Source organism: Pseudomonas parakoreensis (assembly GCF_021602155.1).
In the GTDB taxonomy this organism is placed as follows: Bacteria; Pseudomonadota; Gammaproteobacteria; order Pseudomonadales; family Pseudomonadaceae; genus Aquipseudomonas; species Aquipseudomonas parakoreensis.
Genome location: NZ_BQHY01000010.1, coordinates 292,894 through 306,754 on the forward strand (window position 1 = coordinate 292,894; position 13,861 = coordinate 306,754).

The 13,861-nt window shown below is 60.7% G+C and carries 10 protein-coding genes and 1 pseudogene; 5 read left to right on the forward strand and 6 right to left on the reverse strand.

Annotated features, from left to right (window positions below):
* From nuoN to L6D63_RS18110, 3 genes and pseudogenes are all read left to right on the forward strand, one after another.
* Complete coding sequence (nuoN, locus tag L6D63_RS18100) at positions 1-1,464, forward strand: NADH-quinone oxidoreductase subunit NuoN (RefSeq protein ID WP_095666947.1); 1,464 nt, start codon at positions 1-3, stop codon at positions 1,462-1,464.
* 270 nt (positions 1,465-1,734) lie between these two features.
* A pseudogene (locus tag L6D63_RS18105) lies at positions 1,735-1,830 on the forward strand (transcriptional regulator); the annotation flags it as partial.
* A 425-nt stretch (positions 1,831-2,255) separates the two neighbouring features.
* Positions 2,256-3,581 (forward strand): OprD family porin, encoded by a 1,326-nt coding sequence (locus tag L6D63_RS18110; protein WP_131670145.1) that lies wholly within the window; start codon positions 2,256-2,258, stop codon positions 3,579-3,581.
* Positions 3,582-3,788: 207 nt separating this feature from the next.
* On the opposite strand, the gene L6D63_RS18115 is transcribed toward L6D63_RS18110, so the two are convergent.
* The 6 genes from L6D63_RS18115 to L6D63_RS18140 all read right to left on the reverse strand — a co-directional run bounded on the left by L6D63_RS18115 (position 3,789) and on the right by L6D63_RS18140 (position 11,155).
* Positions 3,789-4,169 (reverse strand): DUF6124 family protein, encoded by a 381-nt coding sequence (locus L6D63_RS18115; RefSeq protein ID WP_047291711.1) that lies wholly within the window; start codon positions 4,167-4,169, stop codon positions 3,789-3,791.
* 460 nt (positions 4,170-4,629) lie between these two features.
* Positions 4,630-4,962, reverse strand: a complete 333-nt coding sequence (locus tag L6D63_RS18120; protein WP_041073199.1) for a DUF2790 domain-containing protein — start codon at positions 4,960-4,962, stop codon at positions 4,630-4,632.
* A 76-nt stretch (positions 4,963-5,038) separates the two neighbouring features.
* Positions 5,039-5,242, reverse strand: a complete 204-nt coding sequence (locus tag L6D63_RS18125; protein ID WP_095666950.1) for a co-regulatory protein PtrA N-terminal domain-containing protein — start codon at positions 5,240-5,242, stop codon at positions 5,039-5,041.
* A 257-nt stretch (positions 5,243-5,499) separates the two neighbouring features.
* Positions 5,500-8,649 carry a CusA/CzcA family heavy metal efflux RND transporter gene (locus tag L6D63_RS18130; protein ID WP_095666951.1) on the reverse strand — a complete coding sequence of 1,050 codons (3,150 nt, stop codon included), beginning with the start codon at positions 8,647-8,649 and terminating at the stop codon, positions 5,500-5,502.
* A gap of 15 nt (positions 8,650-8,664) precedes the next feature.
* Positions 8,665-9,858: an efflux RND transporter periplasmic adaptor subunit gene (locus tag L6D63_RS18135; protein ID WP_131670144.1), complete on the reverse strand. Its 1,194-nt coding sequence runs from the start codon at positions 9,856-9,858 to the stop codon at positions 8,665-8,667.
* Between the two features lie 49 nt (positions 9,859-9,907).
* Entirely contained in the window at positions 9,908-11,155 is a 1,248-nt protein-coding gene (locus L6D63_RS18140) for a TolC family protein (RefSeq protein WP_131670143.1), read from the reverse strand.
* 409 nt (positions 11,156-11,564) lie between these two features.
* Between L6D63_RS18140 and L6D63_RS18145 the strand changes: the two genes are divergently transcribed.
* Positions 11,565-12,239 carry a heavy metal response regulator transcription factor gene (locus L6D63_RS18145; RefSeq protein ID WP_095666954.1) on the forward strand — a complete coding sequence of 225 codons (675 nt, stop codon included), beginning with the start codon at positions 11,565-11,567 and terminating at the stop codon, positions 12,237-12,239.
* A complete protein-coding gene (locus tag L6D63_RS18150; protein WP_131670142.1) occupies positions 12,236-13,669 on the forward strand; it encodes a heavy metal sensor histidine kinase in 1,434 nt (477 codons plus the stop codon). Before L6D63_RS18145 ends, L6D63_RS18150 begins: the two co-directional genes overlap by 4 nt.
* Positions 13,670-13,861 lie beyond the last annotated feature (192 nt).

A 13,861-nucleotide genomic window follows, 5' to 3' on the forward strand; every position in this document is an offset into this window, starting at 1 on the left:
ATGGAATTCACGATTCAACACTTTATTGCGCTTGCGCCACTGTTGATCACCAGCCTCACCATTATCGTGGTGATGCTGGCAATCGCCTGGCGCCGCAACCACTCGCAGACCTTCCTGATCTCGGTCGCCGGTCTGAACCTGGCCCTGCTGTCGATCCTGCCAGCCCTGAAAGTCGCGCCTCTGGCCGTGACGCCATTGCTGCAAGTCGACACCTTCGCCTGCCTGTACATGGCGCTGATCCTGGTCGCCACCCTCGCCTGTGTAACCCTCGCCCACGCCTACCTCGGCGATGGCGGCTCGGGTTACCCGGGCAACCGTGAAGAACTGTACCTGCTGATCCTGATGGCCGCCGCCGGTGGTCTGGTTCTGGTCAGCGCGCAGCACCTGGCCGGGTTGTTCATCGGTCTGGAACTGCTGTCGGTACCGGTCTACGGTCTGGTGGCTTACGCCTTCTTCAACAAGCGTTCGCTGGAAGCCGGCATCAAGTACATGGTGCTGTCGGCTGCGGGTTCCGCGTTCCTGCTGTTCGGTATGGCCCTGCTCTACGCTGACGCCGGCACCCTGAGCTTCAACGGTATCGGTCAGGCCCTGGCTACCACCAACCTGCCGAGTTCGCTGGCTCAACTGGGTCTGGGCATGATGCTGATCGGTCTGGCGTTCAAGCTGTCGCTGGTACCGTTCCACCTGTGGACGCCGGACGTGTACGAAGGTGCTCCGGCGCCGGTGGCCGCGTTCCTCGCCACGGCGTCGAAGGTTGCCGTATTCGCGGTGATGGTGCGTCTGTTCCAGATCTCCCCTGCCGCGAGCAGTGGCGTGCTGAGCGATGTACTGACCGTCATCGCTATCGCCTCGATCCTGTTCGGTAACCTGCTGGCCCTGACCCAAAGCAACCTCAAGCGTCTGCTCGGTTACTCGTCCATCGCACACTTCGGCTACCTGCTGATCGCGCTGGTGGCGAGCAAGGGTCTGGCGGTGGAAGCCATCGGCGTGTATCTGGTGACTTATGTGATCACCAGCCTCGGCGCGTTCGGCGTGATCACCCTGATGTCCTCGCCGTACAACGGCCGTGACGCCGACGCGCTGTACGAATACCGCGGCCTGTTCTGGCGCCGTCCGTACCTGACCGCCGTCCTGACCGTGATGATGCTGTCCCTGGCCGGTATCCCGCTGACCGCTGGCTTCATCGGCAAGTTCTACATCATCGCCACCGGTGTCGAGTCGCACCAATGGTGGCTGGTTGGCTCGCTGGTACTGGGCAGCGCCATCGGCGTGTTCTACTACCTGCGCGTGATGGTCACCCTGTACCTGATCGAACCGAACCTGCGCCGCCACGACGCCCAGCTGCACTGGGAACAGAAGGCAGGCGGCGTGATGCTGCTGGCCATCGCCGTGGTTGCGTTCTTCCTCGGTGTGTACCCGCAGCCATTGCTGACGCTGGTTCAGCAGGCGGGTCTGGCGGGCTGATTGCTCGGCTGGCTGGAAACGGAAACGGCACCTTCGGGTGCCGTTTTTGTTTTTGCGGGAATCAACATCAAAAGATCGCAGCCTTCGGCAGCTCCTACATTGGGATGGTATGCGGTCTGTAGGAGCTGCCGAAGGCTGCGATCTTTTGACTTATAACGCTCTCCCCTTTCTAGGAATTTGCCTGCAAAGCGGTGAGCAATGGCTGACATTCTGCAGAAGGTAATTGCGGTTAAATTTGAGGATCACCTATCAAGTGGAGATCTACGAACCATGAAGCGGGATATTTTTTCAGAGTTGATGGATGGCCTTGATGCGATAGCCGAAGAACGCCAAGGCAAAATTACCTTGAAGAAGACGCGTGTAAAACGGATCGGCGACACGAAGGGCAAACTCATACTTCCCGCCGAAACTGATGCCTCTCTATCACACGGTTTGCTGGATACCTTCGAACGATACAAAGCTACATCTGCTCTCATGTGATCTATCAGACTCACTCAACCCACTGTGGGAGCGAGCCTGATCCGGGCGGCGTTCCGACGAAGGCGTCGGCACATCCCCATCTTCAGTGCCTGACACTCCGCTTTCGCGAGCAGGCTCGCTCCCACAGGTTTATGTGGCGTTCACTCAATCCATATAACCACATGACGAAATTGTAATCCCCCCATCACCTTGGTGTTATCCGCAGCCTGCAACGATGTGACCCGGCGACCAATGCCGGCGGGCCCTGCCCCGCTGAACAATAAAACCACGCCGACGCACGTTCCCGTTCTGCCGAACCCAAGGAGTGTTTGATGGTTAACCCTACAAAAATATCGATGGCCGCTTTAGCGGTGGTGGTCGGCTCAGGGCCGTCCATGGTGTTTGCAGAAGACAAGCCCGAGGGTTTTGTCGAAGGCAGCAGCCTGACCGTGCTCAACCGCAACTTCTACTTCAATCGTGATCATCGCAATGGCCAGTCCAGCCCCACCGGCAACGGTTATTCCGAGGCCTGGGCGCATGCGGTGATCAGCAAGTTCGAATCCGGTTTTACCCAAGGCACCGTCGGGGTCGGGGTCGATGCGTTTGCCATGATCGGCTTGAAACTCGACACCGGTGACGGCCGCAACGGCGGGCGCAGTTCGTTCGATGTGCTGCCAGTCAACCGTGACGGCCAGGCGCGGGATGAATACACCAAGTTCGGTGGCGCCGCGAAAGTGCGGGCGTTCGACACGGTGATCAAGGTCGGGGATGTGTTTCCGGCCAACCCGGTGGTGGCGGCCGGTGACTCACGCTTGCTGCCGGAAAGCTTTCGCGGCGTGACGGCGACCAACACCAGCATCGACGGTCTGTCGATTCAGGGCGGACGGCTGCATGCGATGAGCCAGCCGGTGTCCAGCGACATGCGCGAGAACTTCGCCACGTTTTACGCCGGTCCGGTCAACTCGCCGTGGATCGCTTATGGCGGTGGCGATTATGTGCTGAACAAGAACCTCAGTTTCAGCCTGTACTCCAGCCGCCTCAAGGACGCCTGGAACCAGTATTACGCCGGCACCGCCTGGACCTATCCGCTGGCGGACGACCTGTCGCTGTTCGGGGGTCTGAACTATTACAAGGCGGTCGACGAAGGCAAACAACTGCTCGGCCAGTTCGACAACAACATCTGGAGCGGCCGCATCGGCGTCAAACTCGGCGCCCATTCCGTCGCCCTCTCCCACCAGCGCAACAACGGCAACGACGACTTCGACTACCTGCGGCAGTCCGACTCGATCTTCCTCGACAACTCGATCCAGTACAGCGACTTCAACTCGCCGAAGGAACGTTCGTGGATGGTGCGCTACGACCTCGACATGAGCACTTACGGCATACCCGGTTTGTCGTTCATGACCCGTTACGCGCGGGGCACCGACGCCGATTATTCCAACGCCAACGCCGTGTACATGCGCCGCGATGCCGACGGCAATCCGCTGACCGACCAGAAACGCTGGGAGCGTGATGTGGAAGTCAAATACGTGGTGCAGAGCGGTTCGATGAAAGATCTGTCGCTGCGTCTGCGCCAGGCCACCACTCGCGCCACGGCATTCGAGTCGGACCTGGATGAAGTGCGCGTGATCGTCGAATACCCGCTGGCGATTCTCTGAGTTTCCCGAGCAACACCATTCACCTTTAGAAGCTCCTTGCTCCTTTGGTCAGAGGTGAATTTTTTGGCGTCCTACGGGGCGCCTTTTTTATCCCGTCCCGAAACACACTCCTGCAGGAGCTGCCGCAGGCTGCGATCCCTTGATTTTGGTTTTTCAGATCAAGATCAAAAGATCGCAGCCTTCGGCAGCGCCTACAGAAGACATTGGTCAGGCGCTGGGTTCGACGTTATCCAGCGCTTTGTTCACCGCCAGTTCACCAAGCATGACCACCTGCGCAATCCCCAGCAGAGTCTTGCGATGCGTGCCCTCCAGCAGCGCGGCGAAGTCACCGAGCATCACCGTGGCCGAGGCCAGGGATTCGCAAGCGTTGGCCAGCAGGGATTCGGTGTCGGCGTTGGGGTTGACCAGGAACAGCGCGTTGGCGGTGTAAGGTGTGGCCATGATGGGCGGTGCGGGCTTGAGGTAGTAGTCGAGGGCGCGGTCGGCGGCTTCGTGGAGTTTGTGGGTGTCGATGGCGGCGTAGGGGGATGTTGGATCGGGGTCTGCAGGCGTGTCTGTTTCGGGCGGATTCGGTGTTGGCTTTTTCATAATGTTTTACTCAGCTTGACGGTGGAGCTGACCCTTTCGGTTCCACGCGAAAGGGTGGCAGCTGTACGCAGGTTGGAACCCGGGCAACTGAGCAAAACCCGACAGACTCGAAGTCTCCCGCGCACAGCCGCCATAACGGAGTGCACACATGAAAGTGCGCAAGCATACGTCATGAACGGTGCGATTTGCTTCAGTTAAGCCGAGGGGTTCCAATCCCGATCGCTGATTTGGCAGCGACCCACACAGGCTAGAGAGCGGACGTCCGAGGGACAACCTGAAAACATTGTGGGAAGGTTCTGCTTTTCCCACACAACCTTTAAACATTCCGAATCTAAATACAGATCGTGATACTGAAAATGTGCCTCGTGCAGGAGCTGCCGAAGGCTGCGATCTTTTGACTTTGAAGACCAAGATCAACAGATCGCAGCCTTCGGCAGCTCCTACAGGGATCCGGTGCTGTTTAGCCACCGCTGTTGCGGCACACGCCGGCCACGCTGTACTTGAGGGTGTTGAGCTGTCCTTGCGAGTCCTCGTAGGTCATGGCCGTCGGCACCACCGAGCAAGCCGGCTGCGGCTTCACCACGCTGACGATTTTCACCACGTCGAGCTTCATCCCATATTCGTATTCCTTGACCACCGGCGGCGCTTTGCCCTGCTCGGCGGCGTATTGCTCCATGGCTTTGGCGTTGGCGCTGAAGGCACGCTCGAAAGTGCGGTCACCGCCGCCTTCGGCCATGACCAGAGAAGACATTGCCATGACACTGGCGAACGCGATCAACTTGCGTATTTTCATATCCATTTCCTTCCCATCCAGGCATAAAAAAGCCCAGCATCGATGCGCGATGACGGGCTTGATCAAGTGCTGTCGCTTACAGGCTCTTGCGGTTGTCGATGGCTTTTTCATTGACCACCACCGGGTTGCCGGCGGCTTTTTCCTTGGCCACGAACAGCTCCATGGAACGGTCGTTATTGGTCATCATCCGGTCGAACGTGCGGTCGCCGCCACCTTCAGCCATGACCAGGGAAGACATCGCCAACGCCACCACAAAAGCACCCATTTGTACGATTTTCATTTTTGATTCCTCGTTTAAGTAACTGACGGGATCAAGGTAACAAGGCGTACCTTTCGTGACGGTGGCGGGGGAATTACAGATTCGTAATGTGGCAAGTACGGCAGCCACACAGAAAATCTCATGCCTGAGAAATACGTTGTGGCGAGGGGATATATCCCCGATGGGCCGCGCAGCGGCCCCGCTCTTTATCCAAAAAAGCGGGCTTGCTGCGCAGCCCCATCGGGGATAAATCCCCTCGCCACAAAGGTAGTGCTGTTCTACCGGATGGGCACTACGTCCTCATCCCGGCGATGGGCGATCTGGTACAGCGCCGGCAAGATCAGCAGCGTGAGAATCGTCGAGGACAGAATCCCGCCGATTACCACCGTCGCCAGCGGCCGCTGCACTTCAGCACCGGTGCCGGTCGCAAGGGCCATCGGAATGAAACCCAGCGACGCCACCAACGCCGTCATCAACACCGGCCGCAACCGCGTCAGCGCGCCGACATTGATCGCCTCGGCCAGCGACCGTCCTTCCTCACGCAAATTGCGAATGAACGCGATCATCACCAGCCCGTTGAGCACCGCCACCCCGGACAACGCGATAAATCCCACGCCTGCAGAAATCGACAACGGAATATCCCGCAGCCACAACGCCATCACCCCGCCGGTCAGCGCAAACGGAATCCCGGTAAACACCAGCAAGCCGTCCTTCACATTGTTGAACATCATGAACAACAGCCCGAACACCAGCAGCAACGCCACCGGCACCACAATCTGCAAGCGCTTGGCCGCCGATTGCAGTTGCTCGAACTGCCCGCCCCAACGGGTCCAGTAACCGACCGGGACCTGCACCTCGCGCTCGATCACCGCACTCGCTTCGCTGACGAACGAGCCGATATCGCGCCCGCGCACGTTGGCGCTGACGATCACCAGGCGCTTGCCGTTTTCGCGGCTGACCTGGTTCGGCCCGAGCACCAGATCGAGGCTGGCGACGTCCTTCAGCGCGATAAACCCGATCTGGTTCGGCGCACCGCTCAGCGCCGGCACCGGAATCAGCAGCGCCGACAAGCCGTCGATGTCCTTGCGCATGGCATCGGACAACCGCACCACCATGTCGAAGCGCCGATCGCCCTCGTACAAGGTGCCGGCCTGCCGTCCGCCGACGGCCACGGCGATGGTGTCCTGCACATCGCCAACGTTGAGGCCGTAACGTGCCGCCTTGTCGCGGTCGATGTTGATGGTCAGCACTGGCAACCCGGTGGTCTGCTCGACCTTCACTTCAGAGGCGCCGCTGACCTTCTGCATTGCCGCCGCGATCTTCGCTGCCGTGGCGTTGAGCACGTCCATGTCATCGCCGAACACCTTGACCGCAACATCGCTGCGCACGCCGGAAATCAGTTCGTTGAAGCGCAACTGGATCGGCTGCGACAGTTCATAGTTACTGCCCGGCAGCGTCGCGGCAGCGGCTTGCAGTTCGGCCATCAGGGTTTCGCGGGACTTGTTCGGCTCTGGCCATTGGTCCTTGGGTTTGAGCATCACGTAGCTGTCGGAGATGTTCGGCGGCATCGGGTCGGAAGCGATTTCCGCCGTGCCGGTGCGGGCGAACACCCGTTCAACCTCCGGCACTTTGGCCAGGATCAGCGTTTCCAGGCGCTGCTGCATGTCCACCGATTGCGTCAGGCTGGTGCCCGGCACGCGCAGTGCTTGCAGAGCGAAATCCCCTTCACTGAGGCTCGGCACAAACTCGCTGCCCATGCGGCTGGTGAGCACCCCGCTGAGCACGATCACCCCCAACGCCGTGCCCACCGCAACCGTGCGATGGGCCATGACCCAGGCCAGCGCCGGCGCATACACCCGACGTGCGCCGCGCATGACCGCGCCCTCTTCTTCCTTGACCTTGCCGGTGACGAACAGCGCAATCGCCGCCGGGACGAAGGTCACCGACAGCAGCATCGCACCGAGCAGCGCGATGACCACGGTGAGCGCCATCGGGTGGAACATTTTCCCTTCGACGCCACTCAGGGCGAAGATCGGCAGGTACACCACCATGATGATCAACTGACCGAAAATCAGCGGGCGCCGCGCCTCTTTCGCGGCGGCGAACACTTCCTTGAAACGCTCGGCACGGCTTAACAAACGCCCGTGATGTTGCTGCGCATGTGCCAACCGGCGCAGGGTGTTTTCGACGATCACCACCGCGCCGTCGACGATAATGCCGAAGTCCAGCGCGCCGAGGCTCATCAGGTTGGCGCTGACCTTGTTGCTGAACATGCCGGTGAAGGTGAACAGCATCGACAGCGGAATCACCATCGCGGTAATCAGCGCAGCGCGAATGTTGCCGAGGAACAGGAACAGAATCGCGATCACCAGAATCGCGCCTTCGATCAGGTTCTTTTTCACCGTGGCGATGGCTTTGTCGACCAAGTGCGTACGGTCGTACACCGGCACCGCAATCACGCCTTGCGGCAGGGATTTATTGATCTGTTCGAGCTTGCTGGCCACCGCTTGCGAGACGGTGCGGCTGTTCTCGCCGATCAACATGAACACCGTGCCGAGCACCACTTCACGACCGTTTTCGGTGGCCGCACCGCTGCGCAGTTCGCGGCCGATTTCTACGGTGGCGACATTCTTGACCCGGATCGGCGTGCCATCGACATTGGCCATGACGATGTTGGCGATGTCTTCGGTGCTCGCCACTTGCCCTGGTGCGCGGATCAGCAACTGCTCGCCGCTGCGCTCAATGTACCCGGCACCGACGTTGGCGTTGTTGCGCTCAAGCGCAGTGATCAGATCGGTGAGGGTGAGCTTGTACGCGGCGAGGCGTTTCGGATCCGGCGCGATCTGATATTCCTTGGCAAACCCACCGATGGTGTTGATCTCGGCGACACCCGGCACGTTGCGCAATTGCGGTTTGATGATCCAGTCCTGAATCACCCGCAGATCGGTCGGCGTGTAGGCTGTGCCGTCGTCCTTCAACGCGCCTTCCTGCGCCTCCACCGTCCACAGAAAAATCTCGCCGAGACCCGTGGAAATCGGCCCCATCAGCGCTTCCGCGCCTTCGGGCAATTGCTCCCTGGCGATCTGCAGGCGCTCATTGACCAGTTGGCGAGCGAAGAACAGGTCGGTGCCGTCCTTGAAGATCACCGTGACCTGCGACAGCCCGGAGCGCGACAGCGAGCGGGTCTGCTCCAGCGCCGGCAAACCGGCCATCGCGGTTTCAATCGGGAAAGTGATGCGCTGCTCGGTTTCCAGCGGCGAGAACCCGGCGGCGCCGGTGTTGATCTGCACCTGGACATTGGTGATGTCGGGCACGGCGTCAATCGGCAGTTTCTGATAACTGGCGATGCCGAGGCCGGCCATGAGCAGAACGGCGAGCAGCACGATGATGCGCTGCTCGATGGCAAACTGGATCAGGCGTTCGAACATGGGAACCTTCCAGAATTAATGACTGTGCTCAGCCGAGGCTTTGCCCAGCTCCGACTTGAGAACGAAGCTGCCGGCACTGGCGACTTGCGCGCCCGGTTCCAGCCCTTGGGTGACTTCGACGTGGCCGGCGGCGCGGCTGCCCAGTTCCACCGCCTGCGCCTTGAAGCCGTCGTCGGTACGCACGAACACCGTGGGTTTGTCCTCGACGGTCTGGATCGCGGTTTCCGGCACAGCGACTTTGGCCTGACGGCTGTCGGTGGCCACCCGTGCGCTGACGAACAGCCCCGGTCGCCACGAGCCTTGCGGGTTTTCCAGGGTCACGCGCACGGTCGCAGTGCGAGTCTGTTCGCCGAGCAGGCTACCGACGTAAGCCACGCTGCCAGTCACTTCAGCTTTCAATTCCGGCGCACTGACGGTCACCGCTTTGCCCACCTGCACCTGGGTCAGGTCCTTGGGCGAAACGCCGAAGGTCACCCACACGCGGGACAAATCCGAAAGGGTGAACGCGGCGGTGGTTTCATCGACCACCTCGCCCGGCGTCAGGTGTTTTTCCACCACCACGCCGTCGAACGGCGCGCGCAGTTCGTAGCGATTGCCGCCGGTGGCGACCACGCTGCCGCTGAGCACGCTGATTTTCTGTCGGGCGTTGTTCATGGCGATTTCCGCCTCTTCCAACGCTTGCCTGGCCTGGAGGAAATCCTGCTCGGCGGAGATCTTGTCCTGCCAAAGCTTTTTCTCGCGCTCGTAGGTGGTACGCGCCAACGCTAGGCGACGTTGCGCGGCAGCCTGCTCGCTGCGCTGATCGGAGATCTGTTGACTGGCGATCACCGCCAGCAACTGGCCCTTCTTCACCGCTTGCCCGAGGTTGACCGCCACCGACTCGACCACCCCCGGCACGCGGGGCACCACGTGCGCAGTGCGGTCCTCGTCGAAGCGCACTTCGCCGGGGAACGACAGGCCGAGACTGATGCGCTGCGCCCGCGCCTCGACCAGTTGAATGCCTGCGGCGGCGATCTGCTCGGCGCTCAATTCGATGTGGCCTTCTTCGGCCTGTTCGCCTTCGGCGGCAGCGCCCTCCTCGGCGTGGTCAGCATGTTCGGAAGCCTCATCGGCATGCGCGTCGATGTTGCTCGTGGCCGGCCACATCGAACCGATGCCAATGCCCAGCGCCAGGGTCGCCACCGCGACCACCATCAGTTTTTTATCCATGGAAACTCCTCTGCGCCGTGCCATCGCGCAGTTGTCTGAAAAGTGAAATTCAAGGGCTGACGCTGAGGTCGCCGAAGATCCGTTCGAGGCGCACGCGGGCGTCGGTGGCCTCGCTGACGGCCTGGATGTATTGGCCACGCGCGGCAATCAGGGTGCGCTGCGCGTCGAGCACGTCGAGGAAGCCGAACTTGCCCATTTCGAAACCACGGGTGGCGCTGTCCACCGCACTTTGTGCGGCGGGCAGGATGGTCTGATTGAACGCGTTGACTTCGCCGTTGGCGGTCTGCCATTGCTCAAGGCTGGTCTGGACTTCAGTGCGCAAACGCAGCTCGGTGGCGTTGCGCAGATCCCGCGCCTGATCGCTACGGCGGGCGGCGGCGAGCACGTTGCCCTGATTGCGGTTGAACAGCGGAATCGGCATCGACAGCCCGACCACGTTGACCCGTTCGCGCTCGGTTTCGCTGTATTGGCTGCCGATGCTCACGGTCAGGTCGGGAATGCGCTGCGACTTTTCCAGGCCCAATGAGGCTTCGCGTTGATCGATCTGCAGTTTCGCCAGACGCAGCTCGGCGGTCTGGTTCAGACGCTCGAGCAAGCGGCCGGGCGGCGGCAGCGTGGCGAGGCTCTGCGTGGCGGCTTGCACGTTGGTCGAAGTCGGCAACGGTGCGCCCATGACCTGCGCCAACTGTTGATAGGCGTTGGCCTGATCGCGCTCGGCGCGGCTCAGTTCCAGGCGCACTTCCGAGAGTTGCACCTGTGCCCGCGTGCCTTCGACCGGCGACGATTTACCGGCCTCGATCCGGCCCTGCGCCACGCGCAAGCCGTGCTCGGCCAGTTGCAGCGACTGGCGCACCAACTGCAGGCGTTGCTGCGCGGTTTGCGAGCTGTTGAACGCCTGAATCACATCGGCGCGCAAGGCATTGCGCTTGCGCTCCAGCTCGATGCCGGCGGCGTCCTGCGCACGGCTGGCAACATTGATCCGCGCGGCGCGTTTACCGCCCAGTTCAATCGGCTGACTGAGCATCAGCGTGGTGGTGCGCGAGTCGCGCCGCGTGTCTTCGGCCTCCCACGACACTTCGGGATTGGGGATCAGCCCGGCCTGCTGGCGATCGCCCTCGGCGATGCCGATTTCCCACTGCGCGGCGGCGAGGTCGGGGTTGCCGGCGAAGGCACTTTGCAGCGCCTGATCCAGAGTCAGGGTCGAGGCACTGGCAAGGCTGTTGCACGCCAACCACAAGAGGCCGCTGGCGGTTATGTTCAGGCGTGTTCGCGCCGTCAGTTTGATTAAACCGGGCAATTGGAAGACTTCCTTTATTCAAGAATCTTTGATGCCGCCACGGTAGGGTTTTGAACTTATCGTCAAGGTGACTGGAACATTACAAATCCGTCATCAACGGTTAGCGAAAGTTGTTTTGCTCTAGGATGCGAAGTGCAAACGACGTTGTCGTAATACATCGAAACACATACGCACGGATTATCTGCCAAACAGCACTTGCCGAAATCGAAGTCTCGGAAATTTGCTTTTTTTGCTGCGACAGGGTGTCGCGCAACGCCGGTTTAAAGGCTCCGCTCGTTGACCCTGTAGCCACTTCAGCCTTTACCGTGCCTGGCATCAAGTTATTGAAACGTGCGCAAGGCCCTACAAAAACAACAATTTCCCCGACCGCCTTAATTAAACATCCATTAAATGAAAGTGGTGAAAGATCATGCGAATCCTTGTCGTCGAGGACGAGCTTAAAGCTGCCGAATACTTGCATCAGGGTTTGACCGAAAGTGGTTATATCGTTGACCACGCCGCCACCGGTGCCGATGGCTTGCATCTCGCGCAACAGCAGACGTACGACCTGATCATTCTCGACGTGAACTTGCCGGAACTGGACGGCTGGGGCGTCCTGGAACAACTGCGCCGCACCCACTCCACGCGGGTGATGATGCTTACCGCGCGCGGGCGGCTGGCGGACAAGATTCGCGGTCTGGACCTGGGCGCCGACGACTATCTGGTCAAGCCGTTCGAGTTTCCCGAATTGCTCGCGCGGGTCCGCACCCTGATGCGCCGCAGTGAAAACATCCCAGTGCCACAGGTGTTGAAAGTCGCCGATCTGGAACTCGATCCAGGCCGCCATCGGGCATTTCGTGGCGCGCAGCGCATCGACCTGACCACCAAGGAGTTCGCCCTGCTGCACTTGCTGATGCGCCAGTCCGGCGAGGTGCTGACCCGCACACAAATCATCTCGCTGGTGTGGGACATGAATTTCGACTGCGACACCAACGTGGTCGAAGTGTCGATCCGGCGCTTGCGGGCGAAGATTGATGACCCGTTCGCCAACAAGCTGATCCACACCCTGCGCGGTGTCGGCTACGTGCTGGAGGCGCGGGAATGAAGCCGGCCAGCCTGTCGATGCGCCTCGGATTGACGGTGAGTATTCTCGGTGCGCTGTTGGTGGTGTTTCTGGCGATCCTTGCCTATTTCGCCTTGACCCATGAGCTCAATGCCCTGTCCCGCGACAGCCTGCAAAAGAAGATGGCGCAGGTGGAGCACAGCCTGTCGCTGTACGTCGACGCCAATGAAGTCAGCGGCAAACCGCACATTCTGCTCGATCAGGTCATGGGCCATGACAACCTGACGCTGACGATTTATGACCATTCGAACTTGCGTTCGCCGCTGCTCAAATCCGGCTCGGGACTCACCGATCCACGGGTGGAACTCAGAGCGGTTCGCGGAACCACCGATCAACTGACCTACAGCGACAGCAGCGATGCCGAAGGCGCGCGGTTCCTCACCGCATCGAAGCTGATTCGCCTCAAGGACGGCAGCAGCGTGCCGGTGCTGCTGTCGATGGACAACGCGCATGATCAAGCGCTGCTCAGTGCCTATCTGCGCTCGACGCTGATCGCGTTGCCGTTGCTGCTGATGTTCATCGGCCTCACAGCCTGGGGCGCGGTGCAGCGCGGACTGGCGCCGCTGCGCGAGTTTCGCAAAGTGGCGGCGATGGTTTCGACTCAGGATCTGGATCATCGGCTGTCGGTGGTCAACATGCCGCAGGAGCTGAGCGAACTGGCGCAGGGCATCAACTTCATGCTGCACCGCCTCGATGCCGGAGTGCAGCAGTTGTCGCAGTTCTCCGATGACCTGGCGCATGAGCTGCGTACGCCGATCAACAACCTGATGGGCAAGGCCCAGGTGACGCTGTCCCGCGAGCGTACGACCGAGGAGTACAAGGATGTGCTGGTGTCCAGCATCGAGGAGCTGGAGCGTGTGGCGCGGATTGTCTCGGACATGCTGTTTCTGGCGCAGGTCAGTCATCCGTCGGCGCTGGCGCCGTTTGAATCGGTGGCGCTGGAGGTTGAGGCGGCAAAGGTCGCGGAGATGTTTTCGCTGTCGGCGCAGGACAAGCAGATTCACTTGAATGTTGTCGGCAGCGCCTCGGTGTTGGGCGATCGGCTGATGATTCAGCGGGCGATTTCCAACCTGCTGTCCAATGCGCTGCGTCATTGCCCGCACGGTAAAACCATCACCTTGCTGATCGAGCAAGGCGCGACGCAGACGTCACTGCTGGTCAGCAATCCCGGCGTCGGCATCGAAGCACAGCATCTGCCGCACTTGTTCGACCGCTTCTACCGCGTCGACAGCGCCCGCTCGCGCTCGCAGGGCAGCACCGGGCTGGGCCTGGCAATCGTGCGCTCGATCATGAGCCTGCATCAGGGGGTGGCGGAGGTGAAGAGCTTGCCCGGCGTCATGACCGTGTTCCGCCTCGGTTTTCCTGCGGCGGCCCCCATGGCCCCATCGCTTGCAAGCCAGCTCCCACAGTGAATCGCGGTGTACCCGGGCCTGACGCCATGCTTGATACCAAGCATGAAGCTGGCATTGACCGGTGTCCTGCGGCAGCTCCTACAGGGATCGGGGTGTTTTTGAGTTTTTTGGACGACACGCAAACTTGTGGGAGCTGGCTTGCCAGCGATGACGGCGGGTCAGTCACATCCTTATTTTTTTGACACACCGCTA

Bases quoted from the DNA above. Each gene is read 5' to 3' on its own strand.
- L6D63_RS18125 (WP_095666950.1), bottom strand. From the start codon at position 5,242: ATGAAAATCGTACAAATGGGTGCTTTTGTGGTGGCGTTGGCGATGTCT.
- L6D63_RS18130 (WP_095666951.1), bottom strand. From the start codon at position 8,649: ATGTTCGAACGCCTGATCCAGTTTGCCATCGAGCAGCGCATCATCGTG.
- nuoN (WP_095666947.1), top strand. From the start codon at position 1: ATGGAATTCACGATTCAACACTTTATTGCGCTTGCGCCACTGTTGATC.
- L6D63_RS18115 (WP_047291711.1), bottom strand. From the start codon at position 4,169: ATGAAAAAGCCAACACCGAATCCGCCCGAAACAGACACGCCTGCAGAC.
- L6D63_RS18110 (WP_131670145.1), top strand. From the start codon at position 2,256: ATGGTTAACCCTACAAAAATATCGATGGCCGCTTTAGCGGTGGTGGTC.
- L6D63_RS18145 (WP_095666954.1), top strand. From the start codon at position 11,565: ATGCGAATCCTTGTCGTCGAGGACGAGCTTAAAGCTGCCGAATACTTG.
- L6D63_RS18135 (WP_131670144.1), bottom strand. From the start codon at position 9,858: ATGGATAAAAAACTGATGGTGGTCGCGGTGGCGACCCTGGCGCTGGGC.
- L6D63_RS18120 (WP_041073199.1), bottom strand. From the start codon at position 4,962: ATGAAAATACGCAAGTTGATCGCGTTCGCCAGTGTCATGGCAATGTCT.
- L6D63_RS18150 (WP_131670142.1), top strand. From the start codon at position 12,236: ATGAAGCCGGCCAGCCTGTCGATGCGCCTCGGATTGACGGTGAGTATT.